Source organism: Jannaschia pagri (genome assembly GCF_019655435.1).
GTDB classification, from domain to species: Bacteria; Pseudomonadota; Alphaproteobacteria; order Rhodobacterales; family Rhodobacteraceae; genus Jannaschia; species Jannaschia pagri.
Map to the genome: position 1 here is coordinate 1 of NZ_BPFH01000010.1, position 16,687 is coordinate 16,687.

The 16,687-nt window shown below is 64.0% G+C and carries 14 protein-coding genes; 2 read left to right on the top strand and 12 right to left on the bottom strand.

Annotated features, from left to right (window positions below; all coding sequences use genetic code 11):
* Both K5R33_RS18100 and K5R33_RS18105 read right to left on the bottom strand, forming a co-directional pair.
* On the bottom strand, positions 1–2,278 hold a 2,278-nt coding region (locus K5R33_RS18100), incomplete at its 3' end, for a calcium-binding protein (RefSeq protein WP_305067760.1).
* Between the two features lie 242 nt (positions 2,279–2,520).
* Complete coding sequence (locus K5R33_RS18105; protein WP_220750493.1) at positions 2,521–3,693, bottom strand: replication initiation protein; 1,173 nt, start codon at positions 3,691–3,693, stop codon at positions 2,521–2,523.
* Between the two features lie 503 nt (positions 3,694–4,196).
* Between K5R33_RS18105 and K5R33_RS18110 the strand changes: the two genes are divergently transcribed.
* Together K5R33_RS18110 and K5R33_RS18115 are read left to right on the top strand one after the other, a co-directional pair.
* The gene (locus K5R33_RS18110; protein ID WP_220750494.1) at positions 4,197–5,585 is read left to right on the top strand and encodes an AAA family ATPase; all 1,389 of its coding nucleotides are present in this window, start codon (positions 4,197–4,199) and stop codon (positions 5,583–5,585) included.
* Positions 5,585–6,631: a ParB/RepB/Spo0J family partition protein gene (locus K5R33_RS18115; protein WP_220750495.1), complete on the top strand. Its 1,047-nt coding sequence runs from the start codon at positions 5,585–5,587 to the stop codon at positions 6,629–6,631. Before K5R33_RS18110 ends, K5R33_RS18115 begins: the two co-directional genes overlap by 1 nt.
* A gap of 185 nt (positions 6,632–6,816) precedes the next feature.
* On the opposite strand, the gene K5R33_RS18120 is transcribed toward K5R33_RS18115, so the two are convergent.
* From K5R33_RS18120 to K5R33_RS18165, 10 genes are all read right to left on the bottom strand, one after another.
* Positions 6,817–7,461, bottom strand: coding sequence for a PEP-CTERM sorting domain-containing protein (locus tag K5R33_RS18120; protein WP_220750496.1), 645 nt, complete (start codon positions 7,459–7,461; stop codon positions 6,817–6,819).
* Between the two features lie 417 nt (positions 7,462–7,878).
* Complete coding sequence (locus K5R33_RS18125; RefSeq protein WP_220750497.1) at positions 7,879–9,180, bottom strand: VTT domain-containing protein; 1,302 nt, start codon at positions 9,178–9,180, stop codon at positions 7,879–7,881.
* Between the two features lie 43 nt (positions 9,181–9,223).
* Complete coding sequence (locus tag K5R33_RS18130) at positions 9,224–9,829, bottom strand: class I SAM-dependent methyltransferase (RefSeq protein WP_220750498.1); 606 nt, start codon at positions 9,827–9,829, stop codon at positions 9,224–9,226.
* Positions 9,830–9,900: 71 nt separating this feature from the next.
* Positions 9,901–11,373, bottom strand: coding sequence for a multicopper oxidase domain-containing protein (locus K5R33_RS18135; RefSeq protein WP_220750499.1), 1,473 nt, complete (start codon positions 11,371–11,373; stop codon positions 9,901–9,903).
* Positions 11,374–11,413: 40 nt separating this feature from the next.
* Complete coding sequence (locus K5R33_RS18140; RefSeq protein ID WP_220750500.1) at positions 11,414–11,752, bottom strand: PepSY domain-containing protein; 339 nt, start codon at positions 11,750–11,752, stop codon at positions 11,414–11,416.
* A 55-nt stretch (positions 11,753–11,807) separates the two neighbouring features.
* Complete coding sequence (locus tag K5R33_RS18145; protein WP_220750501.1) at positions 11,808–11,990, bottom strand: hypothetical protein; 183 nt, start codon at positions 11,988–11,990, stop codon at positions 11,808–11,810.
* A gap of 69 nt (positions 11,991–12,059) precedes the next feature.
* The gene (locus K5R33_RS18150) at positions 12,060–12,677 is read right to left on the bottom strand and encodes a phosphatase PAP2 family protein (protein ID WP_220750502.1); all 618 of its coding nucleotides are present in this window, start codon (positions 12,675–12,677) and stop codon (positions 12,060–12,062) included.
* A 71-nt stretch (positions 12,678–12,748) separates the two neighbouring features.
* Positions 12,749–14,038: a sensor histidine kinase gene (locus K5R33_RS18155; protein ID WP_220750503.1), complete on the bottom strand. Its 1,290-nt coding sequence runs from the start codon at positions 14,036–14,038 to the stop codon at positions 12,749–12,751.
* A complete protein-coding gene (locus tag K5R33_RS18160; protein WP_220750504.1) occupies positions 14,019–14,696 on the bottom strand; it encodes a winged helix-turn-helix domain-containing protein in 678 nt (225 codons plus the stop codon). The genes K5R33_RS18155 and K5R33_RS18160 overlap by 20 nt, the downstream gene beginning before the upstream one ends.
* Positions 14,677–16,011, bottom strand: coding sequence for a ferredoxin reductase family protein (locus tag K5R33_RS18165; protein ID WP_220750505.1), 1,335 nt, complete (start codon positions 16,009–16,011; stop codon positions 14,677–14,679). The genes K5R33_RS18160 and K5R33_RS18165 overlap by 20 nt, the downstream gene beginning before the upstream one ends.
* Positions 16,012–16,687: the final 676 nt, after the last annotated feature.

Consider the following 16,687-nt stretch of genomic DNA (forward strand, 5'->3'; position numbering starts at 1 on the left):
CGGGATCGGGATCGGGATCGGGATCGGGATCGGGATCGGGATCGGGATCGGGATCGGGCGAGCCTGCCAGATCCGCAAAAGCAACAGTCTCGCCCGCAAAAACGAGCCATTCTACGCCCGTCACATGCGTCTGACCGCCCTGCCCCGTGACCACGGCACCGCCAGAGGCGAGTGTCACGTCATAGGCCGACCGCGCGGCAGTGAAAATCACGGTGTCTTCCTGTTCACCGCCGTCGATCCGGTCGACGCCGGTGCTGGCGAGGAAGACATCATTGCCGGTGCTGCCCTCCAGGGTATCATTTCCCTCGCCGCCCGTCAGGGCATCGTCGCCGGAGCCGCCATCGACGAAATCATCACCGGCGCCACCGATCACCGTATCATCGCCTGAGCGCCCAAAGATTCGGTCGTCGCCGGAATTGCCTTCCATCCGGTTGGCGCCGTTCCCCCCCAACATATTGTTATCAAGGGCATTGCCGACGACGCTCACGGCCCCGGTGGAGGAAATCGTCACCCCTTCGAGGCCGTCTCCCATGACGAGGTCAACCGAGGTCGTGTGCCGCTGCCATCCAGAACCGGCGGTGACAGTGGCAAAGCCAGCAGTGGGTATGGGTGACCAATCCACATCCGACCCAGGCACGACGATCGGATCGGGCGTCGGCTGAGGGTCAGGGTCAGGGTCAGGGTCAGGGTCAGGGTCAGGGTCAGGGTCAGGGTCAGGGTTTGTGCCGCCGCCGCTATCGGCAAGGGGGTCGGGCGCCGGACCGAAATCTGGCAGAACCCCGCTTGACGCCCCATCGAGCAAGTCATCCACGTCGAACTCGCCCCCCCCGAAGACGGCGTCCTCGATCTCCATGACATAGGTCGCCTGCCCCGGCGCCCGCACGATCAGCACATCACCGGACCGCGAGATATCGTAGCTGCTCAGGTCGTTCGCAAAGACGACCACATCATTGCTCGAACCGCCCACGATCCGGTCGGTGCCCCCCGACGCATAGACCGTGTCGCGCCCAGAGCCGAGATCGACGTAATCGTCCCCTGCCCCCGTATGCACCACATCGTCGCCAGCAACGGTAAAGATCACCGACCCCGTGTCACGGCTATGGACAGTCTCAGACTTGTTGCTGGCCACCAAGGTGCCGAACCGCACGTCATTGGTCGTCGGATCCGTCGGCGCGCCGTAATGCGTCCCCGGGTTGAACCAAACGGCGGGGGACATCCGCACCTGTTCCTCGGGCGTGCGGATCAACTCGTCGACCGTCACAGTGTTGAATTGATCGCGTCCACCGTGGAAGTTCACGTCGCGGTTCGACCGCTCCAGCGTGACGTCATTGCCGCTGGCGGTATTGTAGCCGCCGAACAGGATGGCATGGCGGGTGTCCCGAATTTCCTCGGCGTGAAAGCTGCTGTCGTAGACGTCCCGGATCCAAAGGGCATAACCGTTGCCCCCGGCCCCTTTGTTGTGGGTGCCGTCCATATTGAAACCCGTGACGGTCAGATCGCGGCTGCCCGCGAAGGTGATACCGTGGGACAAGCCGTCGACGATGGAGATGTCATCGAACACACCGCCAGCAACCCCGCCAACCATGATCATCGTCGCGCCCTTATATGCGCCCTTCACGTTGGAGAAGGTTCCAGGATCAGCAGCGCCGAACGGTCCCTCCATCGTAAATCCTGACACCTCATTCCCGGTCAGGAGCGTCCGGGTCTGGACCGACGAAATCGATGGGTCGTAATCGAACGTCAGCTCTCCATCGAATGTGATGGTGTCGCCGTCGACCTCCGTCACCTCCACCAGAAGGGTGCGCAGATCCTTATCCTTGCGCCACCGCGTGTCGCCGATCTCGGAGAAGAAGGCGGAGGTGTTTTCCTGGGTGATCTGGATGAAATCGCCGACCTCGATCTCATGCCCGGAGGCGACTTGGATGCTGCTGTCACCCACGGAGGCGGCAGAGGCCAGATCCACCGTGTCCTCGATCTTGGGCCGATGAAGCTCATGCCCCACCCGAATGACGGGATCGTTGCCCACGGCTGCGGTCACTTTAATGCGCGTCAGATCACTGCCCGCGCCGATCAAGGAGATATCGCTCCGCTCGATGGCGATAGGGCGATCGAAGGTGTAGTCGCCCGCCTGCAACCGGAAGGTCGTGGGGCCGTCAGCCGCGTCGATCATCGCCTGTAGCTGCGCTGCGCTGGTCCCGAGGGGGACATCCACAATTACGGTCTGCATGGGTCCACTTTCCACCTGAGCCATCGCCACGATGATATCTTTGACAGTCATCCACGACCTGAATGAACAGTTCGTAAACACGTGCGACATCGCTGGAAAATCTGACGACCCCCTCAATCCCGTGGCAGACGGCATTGCTTTCGTGGGGAGGCTACGGCACCGACTCGCGCGTTCCAAGACCTAAGCGCAGTGCAGATTGCGAAGATCTGGCCCCATCCGTTGCCTTACGTGATCAAAGGGAAATCAGGCGGCAGTCTGTTGAACAGCGCGTCCGAGGTTTCGCCGCGAAACCATCAGGCGAGTTCGTCGAAGACGCCTGGTACGAGCTCTTCCCAGAAGGCCTCGATAGCTTCGCGGTTGAGTGGTGACATCCAGCCGTGGCGCTCGAAATCGGCGCGCTGCGCCGTATCCAGGCGCGCTGAGAACAGGCGACGGTCGGCGTCTCGCTGGGTGGGGGACCGGCCTGCGGCGGCGTCTCGAATGGCACCAAGGCGGGCCGCGCGGGGGGAAAGGTTTCGCGGCGAAACCTCTGCTTGCTCCGGCGGTCCCTCCGCCAGGGCACGGCGCAGGTAGGCCGCAGGGTTCCGGACGTCGTCACGCCCACCGAGGTAATCGAGCTTGGCCGAGACCGCCGCCTCACCATGCTCCTTAAGCCACTGCCGCGCGAGCCGGTCGCCCACCGCCAAGTCCCGCAGACGGCCATAGGCTGCGGATTTCCGAAGCCCGGTGCCGTCGTCCAAGTCCAGGATCGAGAGCTGCGGGTTCTCTTTCAAAGTGAACCGAATGTGCGAGACGGACCGGCCCATCTTGCGCACCTCTGGCGTCACCAGGATGTTCGACGTCTTGTTCACCTCAGCCACAGCGGGCTTGATGATCTTGGCGTTCAGGTGCTTGTAAGTCTCGTAATAGGCACTGTCTCCAACACCCAAAAGGCGGCGGAACAGGTCCAGATCCCACCACCCGGTGGAGCCGGTGCGGATGAACCGGTAACAATTCTCATAGAGCGCCAGCGCGTGTCCAGACGTGAACCGCCGCTGGATGTTCAAGTTGATCAGCGCAAAGACCTTCGGGTCATAGAGTTTTTCCGCAAGGGCAGGGGAGTAGGCATACTCGCAAACCCCACCCTTGAGCCGAGCGTAGGACAGGAGGGCCGAGATACCCCATTCCTGGCGCCCCTGTTCGTCGAGCATGTCCCATTCTGCCGTGGTCTCGGCCAGGCCGCGCAGGGCCGTTTTGAGGGTCTCAATGTCGTTGGAGTTATAGCCGATCATCAGACAGAGCGTCCGCGCATCGATGCGATGACTGACCTGGGAGGTGATCGTATCGTAGGCGTTCAACAGAAGGACGTTGGAAAGCTTCCGCTGAAGCAGGGTAAGTTTTCCGGAGACGTGGATGGCGGCCACGTGCTTCTTTACGGCGCCCCTGCGCAATGCACCGGTCAATTGGTCCTTTGGGATATCGTCCATGTCTGCTCCGCACGGTCTGTTGTCGCCGCTTGTTGTGGATAGTTTGACCCGAAAGGTATCCGGTGGCAACTGTGTTCTGGGGACCTTATGGACCATCCCGTAGATGGGCACCTTTAAATGCCAAAGGGACCCGTTTGCGGGACGCGCGCTCCAGTGCTGAGTCTGCAACGGCCTCGAACAGGGACTAAAGCAAGGGAAAACGGGGGCTGTGCTGGGTCTTCCTGCGAATCGGCGCCCACAATCCCGTAGACGGGTGCCCAAAGCCCTGCGAAATGGTGCCATTGAACCTGTAAACAGGTCCCCGAAGACGTGTAAGTCGTTGTTTTAGCGTATTCCTAGAGCCGTAAATATCTCAAATAAGAATCCAAAGAGAATCCAAATCACACAGATTGAGATGATCTTTGTCTTTGGTTGGGAAACAGGCTTGGCGCAAAGACCCGCCGTGTGCCATATTTTTCGCGATATCGCGAAAAGAAGCGAACACGCAGAGGCAGACATTCACCGTGGCACGTGCACCAACCGACAAAGATACCCTTCCGCCCTATGTCAACATCGACCCCAAGGCCGCCGCGGACCGCTTAGCGCCGCCCATAGACACGGCGCGATTTTCCAAGGCCGCCGCTTTTGCCATGCGAGGCCGCGATGACCTGGCCCGGCGTGGCTATGCCCCGGATGGGCAAAAGCGGTTGCGGCGCTTTTCTACCTGGGAAGTGTGCAAATACCTGATCCCCGTGGCAACGGCCCACCTGCGCCGCGTGCTCCGCCAGAACCCAGACCTGCCCCAAGGGGAAGGGGAGGGGAACACCAAGTGGTTCACCTTGGACGACGTCATGGCCTTGCGCGCCCATTTTGCAGCGGAAGGGGCCAAGGACCGAGAATATCAGCCATGGCGCCCCGAGGGCGTGCAGGCAAAGGTTCTGGCCGTTGCCAACTTCAAAGGCGGCGTGGGCAAGACCTCCACCGCCGCCCATTTGGCCATGAGCGCGGCGCTCGACGGGTACCGCGTGCTGGTCATCGACTTGGACAGCCAGGGGTCCATGACGTCGATCATGGGCGGGGCGGTGGACGACGAATGGCAAACGGTCTTCCCATTGCTCGCCCGTGATTTCGCGCAGCACGTCGAAGGGGAGAACCGCGTGCGGCGCGCGGCGGGTGATGCGCCGATTCCCCTTGATGAGACACTGAAAGAGGCGCTGACAGTTGACCCGCGCAACCTGGTGCAAAAGACCCACTGGCCCAACATCGATCTAATTGGGGCACAGCTGAACCTGTACTGGGCCGAGTTTCAGGTGCCTGTCTGGCGGATGCAGGGGCGGGGCTGGGCGCTGTGGGACTCGCTGCACAACGCGCTGCAGGACGGCGGGATGTTGGATGACTACGATATCGTGCTGCTCGATACGCCGCCCGCGCTCGGCTATCTGACGATCAACGCATTGGCAGCGGCGGATATCCTACTGGTGCCCCTGGGCGCGTCGTTTTTGGAGTTCGACTCCACCGGGCGGTTCTTTGACATGATCTATTCGACCTTCGCCTCCATCGAGGACGGGGAGAATTCGCGCCGCCGCGCCATGGGTCTGGAGGAAACCCGGTTCGAGTGGGATGCGGTGCGCGCGCTGATTACGCGTTTCGACGCCGCGCAGCAGACCGATCTGGCCAATGTCATCCAAGCCTATTTCGGGGATTTCATGACCACCTACCGCCAAGAGACCACTGCCATGGTAGGCCAGGCCGGGGAGCAAGTGAGCGGGATCTACGAGACCGATTACCGGGATTTCAACCGAGAGACCTATGTCCGGGGGCGCGAGACCTTCGACCGCACTTGGGCCGAGGTGAAGGAGGTCATCCTGGGGACCTGGTGGCGCGACGCGCAAATGGCAGGGGAGGACGTCTGATGGCCAAGCGACGCAAGCTGGAGGCGCCGAGCGCGGCAGACTTGTCCCGTCTGGAGGCGGAATTGGACGCCGCGCGGGGGCCGGCGAAGGCCGCGCCCATTGCCCAGATCGCGGGCGAGGCGGCGGTCGGTGTGGACCCGCGCGCGCCTGCCGACCGAGAGGCGGCCGCCACCCTGGCCCATGCGGAGGCGGAGGGGCTGCTTCTGCGGCAAATCCCGCTGGATGAGATCGAGGCGGATGCCCTGGTGCGCGACCGGCTGGTGCTGGACGCGGACGAGATGGAGGAGCTGAAGGGGTCGATCCTGAAGAACGGTCTGCGGCTGCCCATCGAGGTTTTCGATCGCGGGGCAGGGCAGGGCTATGGCCTGTTGTCGGGGTACCGGCGGCTGATGGCTGTGCGCGACCTGCGGGAGGCGACGGACCTGCCGCAGTTCGCCACCATCCGCGCCATCCTGCGCGACCCCGAGGCCCTCGGCGGGTCCTTTGCCGCTATGGTCGAAGAAAACGAGGTCCGCGCCCAGCTCAGCCACTTCGAGCGGGGACGCATCGCCGTGATCGCGGCCCAGCAGGGGGCTTTTGCCAATACCGAGGCCGCCGTCGAAGCGCTGTTCCCCGTGGCGAGCAAGGCGAAACGGTCCAAGATCCGGTCCTTCGCCCTGATCTTTGAGGAATTGGGGGATATGCTGCAGTTCCCCGACCTGTTGCGGGAACGGGACGGTCTGCGCCTGGCGTCGGCCCTGCGCGATGGCCACGACGAGGCCCTGCGCGACTTTCTGGCGGGGCAGCGGCCCGAGACCCCGGCGCAGGAGGTGGAGGTTCTGGAGGCAGCGCTGGCCTCGTTGGGGCCAAGCGCCCCGGCCGAGGGGATCCGCAAAGGGCGCCCGCGCAAAAGTGCCCAGGCCCATGGGGTGCGCGCCGCCGGTCTGGACGTCACGGCGGAGCGTCACGGGCGAGACGTGGTGATCCACGTGCGTGGCGCGGAGTTGGACGGCGCTTTGATCGACAGCCTGGTGGCGGAAATCCACAGCCTGCTGAAACGTCGGTAATGGGCGCCATGAACCGGGCGGCTTTGGTGGCGGGGAGGTTTGCGTGGGTCAACAGATGCTTCAGCAGCTTTCTGACTGACCGTCCTCGGTTCATCTGACGACGCTAACGGTGCGCTTGGATCGTACAACTGAGGTGAACCTCCCCGTCAGGGGAAGCCCACGTGTCTGACGTTGGTGCCGTGGGTCTAGGCTTGCTTACGACGGCGCAGGCCAAAACCGCAGGCCAGCGCGGCGCCGAGCAAGAGAACGCTTGCCGGGAGCGGAACGGTCGCGGGCGAACTCAGCTTGGCGTCATAGACGATGTTGTCCACACCGCCGTTGAAGAAGTCACCGAAGAACGAGACCACAAGGCCCGACTTGGACGTGACGCCCGGCGAAAAGCTCGACCGAATGGCACCGCTGACGGTCACAAGGCCAGTGTTAAACAGGATGTTGCTGGTCCCGAGATCGGCAATGGAGAACCCAAGGGACCGGTTAACCCTTGGCCAGGCGCCCAGATCGAGGCTGGCGATGGACACCTCGTAATTCTGCGCGGCCTCAAACGTGATTTGAGCGCCGTCATTGAAATAGGCGATGTCCGTCAGGTCCGAGTAATCCGAGGCCCAATAGAGGAACTGCTGATCCCCTGTTGCGTTCGGGGATCCATCATAGGTGATATCGACACCCGTGATGCTCCCGTAGGATTGGTCAATGAGATTGCCATTGCTACAGGCATTGCCGTTGTTGCAGATGTTTCCTGAGAAATCCAATGTGGCCGCCTTTACGGGTGCCATAGAAAAGCTGCCGAGGCCTAAGGCAAACAAACCGGCTGCGAGATGTAGTCCCTTCATAATCACTCCTTAAAACAGGTCTGACTGTGTCGGCGCTTTGGTATGCTCTCTTCCTTTCTGGCACACTGACGCCACGTCAACGGTGCACTAGTCATGGAAAATGTCAACGATTCCGTGAGTAAGTGTGGCATTTCTAGGGCAAACGCCGACGTAATTATATGATATTTTACAGTTGCTTATATCGGAGTGCGGCCAAAGTAAGGCGGAATTGCTTCGGTATCTGGAACAATTCCGTCTAGACGCGAGCATGGTTTATTCGTGTATCGTAGCCAATCGACGTTGAGACCTCGTTTGCACCGCAGAAGGGCGATCGGCCCTGTCTTTGTGGACGGACGTCAGCTGCTCAGGCCGATGGAATGAAGGCTCTGCTGTGTCTGTCCAGGGGGCGGGCCTCGACGCCCAAGCGGGCGCCCATGGTCAATCCGCGGCGCCCCGACACCGACTGCTGAGGTCTATCTCTCCGATGACCAGGACGCGGCCATCGGTTTGGTATCCGGCTCCGTCGGTCTGACCCTTCGCGCCCGCGACGTAGGCCAGCGGAATGCCCGCGCCAGCGGTCAGGGCCTGGCCGACCCTATCGCGTTCCGGATCGAGGTCTGCCTCCAGGTCATACCCGAGCGTTGGGAGCCACCCATCGAGGGTCAGCGACAGCCCGTCGATCCGCGCGATGGCGCCGATATGGATGGGTGGCGCGCCTGCGGGGGTTTCGACGGGCCAGAGGCGAAGCTTGACGCGGGGGATGACGCCACGGTCCTCTTGCCAGGCGAGCGCAGTGGCCCGGCCATCGAGGAGGAGCGTCGAGGCGGGTGGCAGGCCTGCCCATGTCATCTGAATGTGCTCGATCACGTCGATGTCCCGTTGGGCCAGCGTGGGGCTGCGCAACCAGCCAGCATTGTCCAGAAGGATCTCGGGGTCGATGCTCGCGAGGACGATGTTGATCGGCTTGGTCCGATGGAGGGCTGTCGATCCGGCTGACGCGATGAGCGGTCCCTCCAACAGGCGGCACGCGGTGGCCAGGGGGACGGGACCCAAAGGATGCGTCCGGTCGGTTGAGAGGGCGAGGCTCCCCAGGCTGACGGCGGCGACCAGGAGGGCGGTATAGACCGTAGCATAGGCCGCCCGGAGCGGGAGGGAGGACCGACCCCGGCGCAGAATGCGCGCCACACCCAGCGTCACCAAGCCGAGCAGCAGGCCCAGGGCTGCGTAGGGCCCGATCCATTCCAGGAGGACCTGTCCGGGCGTGAGGCCGAAGGCTGCCAGAACGGTGGCGCCCAGATAGCCGATCAAGGTGTATTGCCCCACTTCGATGGCCGCGCCGAGGAGCGACACAACGGCATAGAGGGCAGGTCGCATCCCGAAGACGCCCGCCATCGCCTGGGCCAGGGTCGAAATCGGCGCGATGGCCTGTGCAATCACGACCATGAAGGCGCCGTAGCGCTGGTAGAGGGTTTGGATGCGCCCGATCAGCAACCCGTCGGTCCCGCGCCGATCCAGGAACTGCCGTCCGGCAAGCCGGCCCAACCAGAAGGAGCATTGGCACCCGACCCAGGCGCCGAGATAGGCGGCGAGAACCCAGCTTGCGCCGCTCCCCGATGCGAGACGGGTTCCCGCGAAGGCGAAGAGCGGCTCCGCCGGGATCAGCCAAGAGACGAACGGGATCGCGTTGACGAAGGCGATCAGAAAGAGGAGCGGCGCGCCCCAGGTCTCGACGGCGGTCATGGCAGGTGACGATGCCCGACCTGTGGATCAGGCGCGGACCGCTTCATGGCAAAGCAGGGCCGCGTCGCTGGATCGAGAAGACGGCGGCGGGCGGCGCGTTGCGCAGGATAAACGCCTTGCGTTTGGCCCGCAGGTCGAGCCGGTCGAGGATTGACGCGGGCACGGGGCACCCCAACCCGTAGGTGAAGAGGCGAAGCTCACCGCCCGGGGCGAGGTTTGCAAAGCTGCCGGACAGGATGCGCAGGATGGTCTTGGGCGCCATGGACCGCAGCGGCAGGCCACAGATCACGCGATGGGCGCCGCCGGGGCCGAAGGGGGACAGGGCGGCCAGCCGGGTGGCATCACCGCGCAAGACCTGAATGTCTGGGAACCGCGCCGCCAGCCCGGTCGCGAACGTGTTGTTCAGCTCGACCGCGGCAACCCTCTGGGCCGGGACGCCGCGCCGGAGGAATGCTTCGGTGAAGACCCCGGTGCCTGGTCCGAGTTCGATGACCGGGGCGCACGCGGGACAAAGGTCATCGGTCATCGCGGCGGCCAGATGCCTGCCGGATGGGGCAATCGCCCCGATCTGTCGGGGCGCGCGCAGCCATTCCATCAGAAACGGAAGACCTGTGTCGCTGGTCGTATCCGTTGGCTCGATGATTGGCATGGTGGGATCCGGTATTACGCATTTGGATGAAAGCTTAGGGAGAGCATACCCTTATCTGGCTGTGATGGGAGTTACGACACCGTGAACTGCCCCATCATCCCGCAGTCTTCGTGCTCCAAGATGTGACAATGGTACATGTAGGGGGCCTGCGCGGGCGCCGGGTGGTCAAAGCGGACAAGGACTTCTGACCAGCCGTCTTCCACATGGACCATGTCTTTCCATCCAGCGGCATAGGCAGGCGGTGGCCCGCCGTTTTGCGTGAGGATGCGGAAGGAGCAGCCGTGAATGTGGAACGGATGCAGCATGTCATCGACGGAGATGCGCCAGATTTCGGTGTCGCCCAGCCGGGCCTCTTCGTCGATCCGGTCCATGTTCATGGGCATCCCGTTGATCGCCATTGCGCCCGCATCGCCGCAGAAGTTGTCCCAGGCCATGGCGAGGGCTGCCAGGTCCGCGCCGGTCTCCATCTCTAGCGTGAAGTTGCGCGTGACCGTGGCTGCGGACGGGTCCGGCGGATCCAGCGCGGCGAGACGGTCTGGCATCGTCGCGATGGTGCCGGCCTCGGCGGTCCGGGTGAGCGTGAGGGCCGTCATGGGGCCGCCGCCGCCGAACAGCCCGCCGAGCCGCGCCATGATGCCCGCGTCCGCGCCGAAGCGCACGAGCAGGCTGTTTTCCTCGGTTGACCCCATGTCCACGAGAACCTCGTAACGCTCCCCAGGGGACATCAGGATCGTCTCGGTCTCGACCGTTCGGGTCAGGAAGCCGCCGTCCGATGCGATGACATGGAGGGGACCGGCGGCCATGGAGAGGGTCAGGAACCGCGCATTGCAGGCGTTGAGAAGGCGCAGACGCACGAGGCCCCGCGGCACCGCGCGACCGACAGGCGCCAGCGTGCCGTTCACGGTGAGGGTCTCGCCCTCGAAGCCATCCTCGAACACCTCTGCGCTGAGCATATAGGTTAGCTGGCCCGTCCCATCGAAGGCCCTGTCCTGGAGGATCAGGGTGAAATCGTCCACGCCGTAGGTCTGTGGCAGGTCGGCGGACCGGCTGTCTTCGTCCTCGACGATCAGCACACCGGCCAGGCCTTTGTACGTCTGCCGCGCCGTGCGCCCATGGGTGTGTGAGTGGAACCAGGTCGTCGCGGCCCGCTGGGCGAGGGGGACATCGGGGGACCACATCTCCCCTGGTTCGATCTCTTGATGGGGACCACCATCGACGTCGCCGGGAATGTGCAGGCCGTGCCAGTGCAGGGTCGTGACCTCGCCAATCCCGTTCGAGACGTCAAAGGGCAGGGTTTGTCCCGATGACGCTCGGATCACCGGGCCCAGGTAGGGCGCGCCGATGCCAAAAGTCTCGCTGAGCGTGCCCGTCCCAAAGTCATGTCGCCCGGGTGCGAGGACGAGGGGGATCCGTTTGTCGACCCCGGGGCGCAGATCCATTAACGGCGGTATCGGAAGCGGACGCAGGCTGGACTGCGCCTGGGTCAGGGTGGCGGTGCCGAGACCAAGTGCGGCGGCGCCACCGCAGAACTGACGACGGTTCATGCCTTGTCCTTTCCCTTTTGTGTGCTGTCGGAGGCTTGGCTCAGCCGTCCGTATCGCTGCCCGCGACGGGGTCATCGGTGGGGTCGTCGTCGGTCCATTGGTTCAAGATCTCGCCCGTCTCGGCGTCGACCTTGAATTCGATCTCCTGACCGGCGGCATTGATCACTTCGATGTCGTAGGCGGGCCGCCCCTCGAACTGGTCAAGTTCCGCCTCGCCAATGGTGCCTGCTTGGGCGTCGAGCGCGATGGCGACCGCCTGTTCGACCGTGATCGACGTTGCGGCTTGTGTGGTCTGCGCCAAGGCTGCCGGGGCCAGGATGGGTGCGGCGGCCAGACCGAGGGCGAGGGTGAGCGTCAGGGCTTTGGATGCGAAGGTCATGGAGGTTCCGATAGCAGAAGGGCAGGGGATAAGAGGGGCGGGGTCGTGCGCGCCTTCAGGCGGTCCGGCGCGGCTTGGTGGGTCCGTTGCCAGAGGCCCAGCCGATCCCGGCGAGGATCAGCGTTGCCAGGACCAAACCGCCCAGCACCGCCAGGCCAATGCTCGCGAAGATCCCGAGGACGGCGAGCCCGAGGGCGAAACCGAGGATGGACAGGAAGTTGGCCTTGAGGCGGGTCATGTTGTGGGTGCTCCTTGTGTTGATACCCTTGAGCTATGGACCCGATCTCGCGCGCGCCTGACGGGCAGATTACACTTTTGTCAGGTATCGCTTGCGGGTCCGCACCGCCGCGGCGACATCCCGCAGCCCCGAGGTTTTTCGGGCGAACAGCCAAGCCACGAGGACACCCGTTATCGCCCCAGCGATCGTCGCCGACACGGTATGCGCGTCCAACATCACGCGCGCATACATGGTCAGCAGAACGATTGGCCAAACGACAACGCCGAACCAGTGTGAGTAGCGGCGCACCATGAAACAGGCGCCCGCGCTGGCCAAGCTGGAATGACCAGATGGCATGTTGTGCTTGCTCGTTGCGGAGGAAGGGCGTTGGCCAAGCCGGGTGCCCGCGATCTCCACGTCATTGAGAAGGCGCTTGGGCCCGTGGGTGGCCAGGATGCCTGCCGCTGTGATGGCCACCATTTGCTTGGCGCCAACGACGTCGCGCAGCGCGATGACCATCAGAAGCGGACGCGCCGTGTTCACATGGCGGCCGACCTGTTCGACACCAATGACAAGCGGGTCATACTGTCCGCCGCGCGGTTCGGCGTGGTGCCGCTCGAAGTCCGTCGGGTAGACCGTGGCGACCGCCAGAGCGACCAGCGTGAGGGCCCATGCAAGGGGCCGCCCGAGGGATAGAAATCTGCGCATCAAGTGTAAGCCCCGTGTCTGTTGCACGAGGGGTCGTATGGGCTGCGCTTTGCACCCCGCTTCGCGGCGTTTTACAGATCCGTGAGGCTGGGGAAGGTCACGGCAACGCGGAGGCCCCGTCCGTTTGGTCCGTCCGATAAGGTCAGCTCCGCCCCATGCAGCTCGGCGATGGCGCGCACCAGCGACAGGCCCAGCCCGTACCCTTCGCCCCGCCGCGCGCCGTCCCCCTGTCGGAGCGGTTGCAGCATGGCGTCGCGGGTCTCGAACGGAATCCCCGGCCCTTCGTCGGTCACCATGAGACGCGGACCCTGGGCCTGGATCGTGATCGTCTGCCGCTCGGCCCCGTGCCGCAGGGCGTTCTGGATCAGGTTGGCAAGCAGTTGGACCAGCAAGTCGCGATCCCCGCGCACACCGCCCGCCTGGGCGGCGTCAGTAGCAAGCGTCTGGTTCGCGTCTTCGACCACCGGGCCGAAGGTGTCCGCCACATCCTGGACGAGGCCCCCAAGATCCACAGGGGTGAAGGCATCCCGCCCCGTGCCGCTCTCGATCCGGGCCAGGCGAAGCAGCGCGTCAAAGGTTCCGGTGATCCGGTCGATCTGGTTCAATGCAGTCTCTAACATGGCCGGATCGACTGCCTCGCCTCGGTCCGTGGCCGCGGTCAGGGCATCCTCCAACCCGGCCCTTAGGCGCGCGATGGGTGTCCGCAGGTCGTGCGCGATGTTCGACGATTGCACCCGCATGGCGGTCATCGCATCCTCCAGGCGCGCCGTGGTGGCATCGATCCGCAAGGCGAGCAGTCCCAGATCGTCCGCGCCGTCCAGCGCAATTCGCCGCGACAGGTCGCCCTGCGCCACCGCAGCGAGGCCGGTCCCAATCTTGTCGAGCCGCCTCTGCGCCCGCCGCGCCGTCCAGAGCCCCGCCAGGCTCGCCGCCAAGAGCGTTGCGACCAAGCTGGCCGTCATGCCGCCTTCGAGGATGTCGAGCAATTCTTCCTGGCGCTCGATCTCCTCCCCCAGTTCGAGGCGTCCCTGCGGGGTCGTCCGCAGGAGGTATCGTGTCGCGTCGGAGCTTCCGGTCGCGTCGCGGGTGTCGAAACCATCGGGTCGGTTCGTCCGGACGAAGGACGCGGTCTCATCCTCATCGGCGGGCACGGGCAGGGCCTCTCCGGCGGCGAGGGTAGCCAGGGCCGTCTCCATCCGCGCGACGAGCCTCAGGTCGACCGCCCGGATCATCTCGCGCTGCACCAGGAGGAACGTCGCCGCCCAGGCCGCTAGGGACACGAGCGAGAACACCCCGAGCAGCAGCACCGCCTGCCGAATGGCCGAAAGGCGCAACAGCGCGCTAAGGGGCGTCGAGAACATAGCCTGTTCCCCGGATCGTCCGGATCACGCTGTCACCAAAGGGCTTTTCGATCTTGGCGCGCAACCGGCTGATGTGGGTTTCAACCACGCTGGTCGTCGGGTCGAAGCTCAGATTCCAGACCCGCTCTAGCAGCATTGTCCGGGTCTGGACCCGACCCTTGGAGCGCATGAAGACTTCGAGCAGCAGAAACTCCTTCGGGTTCAGGTCCACGGCTTGGCCTTGTCGTGTGCAGCTGCGCCGGTGCAGGTCGAGGACGATGTCGCCCACATGCAGTTGGGACGCCTGCGCCTCCGATGTGCCGGGCCGCCGCAAGAGCGCGTCGATCCGCGCCAGAAGCTCCCCGAATGCGAAGGGCTTCACCAGGTAGTCGTCCCCGCCCGCGCGCAGCCCCTCGATCCGGTCATCGACGTCGCCTAGGGCCGTCAGGAAGAGGGCAGGCGTCGTGACTTTCGCTTGGCGCAGGGCTTTCAGGACGGACAGCCCGTCCAAGCCGGGGACCATCCGGTCTAGGATCAAAACGTCGTAGTCTTGGTCCATCGCGGCGACCAAGGCATCCTTGCCGTCTGGGATCAGATCGACGACATGGCCGGCCTCGCTCAGGCCCTTTTGCGTCCAGGGTCCAAGTGTTGGATCGTCTTCAAGGACCAACAGGCGCATGGCCATCCTTCCGTTTTGGGGCGGCCCAAGTCCAGGCCGCGTCCAAATAAGGCTGCCCAATGTAGATCAGGTCGGTCAACCCGTAGGCCCCCCGGAAGTCGAAGCGTTCCCCATGGACTTTACCCGCGCGACCGGCTGCCGCCCAGGCGGTTGTCACAAGGGTCTTCAACCCTTCCGGGCCGCACAGGTAGGCCTCCGCCTCGGGCGCCATGGTCCGCGCAATCTCCCCCAGGCCGCCGGGGGTCAGGCGCTTGCCCTCCAGGTCGCCCAACAGGGTGAGGTGGACCTGCGGCAGGCGCGCGGCGTGCCGTTCGACATCCACTAGGCCCCCAGCGGAGCCGCGCGACCGGATACAAAAGAGCAGCGTGATCTTCGCGCCATCATCGGGTTCCATCCGGTCCAGCGCTGCCAGGAACGGCGTGATCCCCACGCCGCCCGCGACCCAGAGCTGCTCGGGCCGATCCGCGTCCACGCGCGGCAGGAACCGTCCAACCCCCCGCCCCAGGCGGAGCGCATCGCCCTTGGCCACATCCCTGACCAGTTCCTCCGTCCAATCGCCCGCCGCCCGGATCACGAAGCGGCGCGACCATGCGTCCCCGCCCGCAATCGTGAAGGGATGGGCCTCTGCCCGTGCATGTGTGCGGGCCAGGGTCGCGAACTGTCCGGCTCGAAAGGGCGGCAGGGGCGCATCAGACGCCAGGGTCACATCGACTCCACCCTCAAACCGCGTCACCCGACTGACGGTGACACGTTGGGTGGGGGACCGCTTGCGCAGGAGCGTCTGGATCCAGGCCGCCAGCCCGACGATGGAGACCACCGCCATCAGCGTCCAGGGAGCGGCCGCGACGGCCAGCGGGCTTGCGACGAAAAAGGTATGATAGGACGCGAGCAGGAACACCGGACCCATCAGCATGTGGCTCGCCTTCCAAAGATGGTAGGGAATGGCCCGCACCATCGCGGCGGCCGTCAGGATCACGAGGCCGAGCGCGGCCATGGTGCCGACCTCTTCCCCGCTCTCGGCGAGAACGGGCAGAACACCTGCGCCAAACGACGAGGCCAGGGCCCAGTGGCCGAGCGCCCCGCCAACCGCGAAAAACCCCAGCCAGCGATGTGCCACATAGGACTTGTCCGGCCCGCCCATCAATCGGTCCACCACACGCCAGCGCGCGGCCAGGATGAGCGACAGCGCCATCGACGACATTGACAGCGCCCCCAAGCCCGCTGGCAGAACACTCGCCAGGGGAACGAAGGGTACGACGAGGAGGATATGGGCCAGGAGGAAAAGCGTGGCGGCTGATAGTTGAAACGCGCGCATGGGGTCTCCGCAGACGGGGGAACGGTGCGGGGGGTGTGCCAGGTTTGGGTCACCTGACGCTGTCGGGTGGCTTACAAATTTGTACGGTTTGCGGCGCGCGCGCGGTTGTTGGGCGCTTGTCACACCAGGGGACGCGGCCGCTCAGCGGTATGGCTTCGGTCGCTGATTAACAGGCCGATACGTATCAGCTTCGGCGCCCAGTCCCGAGTCGTCACCGAAATAGACGGGGCGCGACAAAGCTGCCTTGGAAGACACGGTTGGCGGGCGCGGCTTTCGGCTCAGGGCGCCGCCCTTTAATCGACTTCGCGGCGCGGTCCAGATCTTCTTTTTAGTCTACCACGAGAGAGCGCAAGAGCACGATCGTAGTCGCATATGTCGCGTAAAGCATATATGCCGTGAATGGCATAAGCAGAAAAAAACCGCCGAGTGTTTGTGTCGTCGTCTCAGTAAACAGCATCACCATCAGGTGAAGGAACCCGACGAAAGCAGCCAACAGGATCGTAAGTACACTCAAGAACAGTGATAACAGGATCCTTTGGCCCCTGGATTTTCCCATCAACCAGCGATAAAAAAATAGTCTCTTCCATCGGAGCTTCATTTCGGTGGCCTGACGTGGCTGTAATTTCTTTTGGGCGTTATTGTTGAAGCGCGGTCTGTAAAGTGGTTCATCGCAATT

Excerpts from the sequence above, each read along its gene's own strand:
- K5R33_RS18105 (WP_220750493.1), bottom strand. The coding sequence starts at position 3,693 with ATGGACGATATCCCAAAGGACCAATTGACCGGTGCATTGCGCAGGGGC.
- K5R33_RS18115 (WP_220750495.1), top strand. The coding sequence starts at position 5,585 with ATGGCCAAGCGACGCAAGCTGGAGGCGCCGAGCGCGGCAGACTTGTCC.
- K5R33_RS18120 (WP_220750496.1), bottom strand. The coding sequence starts at position 7,461 with ATGAAGGGACTACATCTCGCAGCCGGTTTGTTTGCCTTAGGCCTCGGC.
- K5R33_RS18125 (WP_220750497.1), bottom strand. The coding sequence starts at position 9,180 with ATGACCGCCGTCGAGACCTGGGGCGCGCCGCTCCTCTTTCTGATCGCC.
- K5R33_RS18130 (WP_220750498.1), bottom strand. The coding sequence starts at position 9,829 with ATGCCAATCATCGAGCCAACGGATACGACCAGCGACACAGGTCTTCCG.
- K5R33_RS18135 (WP_220750499.1), bottom strand. The coding sequence starts at position 11,373 with ATGAACCGTCGTCAGTTCTGCGGTGGCGCCGCCGCACTTGGTCTCGGC.
- K5R33_RS18140 (WP_220750500.1), bottom strand. The coding sequence starts at position 11,752 with ATGACCTTCGCATCCAAAGCCCTGACGCTCACCCTCGCCCTCGGTCTG.
- K5R33_RS18145 (WP_220750501.1), bottom strand. The coding sequence starts at position 11,990 with ATGACCCGCCTCAAGGCCAACTTCCTGTCCATCCTCGGTTTCGCCCTC.
- K5R33_RS18150 (WP_220750502.1), bottom strand. The coding sequence starts at position 12,677 with ATGCGCAGATTTCTATCCCTCGGGCGGCCCCTTGCATGGGCCCTCACG.
- K5R33_RS18155 (WP_220750503.1), bottom strand. The coding sequence starts at position 14,038 with ATGTTCTCGACGCCCCTTAGCGCGCTGTTGCGCCTTTCGGCCATTCGG.
- K5R33_RS18160 (WP_220750504.1), bottom strand. The coding sequence starts at position 14,696 with ATGCGCCTGTTGGTCCTTGAAGACGATCCAACACTTGGACCCTGGACG.
- K5R33_RS18165 (WP_220750505.1), bottom strand. The coding sequence starts at position 16,011 with ATGCGCGCGTTTCAACTATCAGCCGCCACGCTTTTCCTCCTGGCCCAT.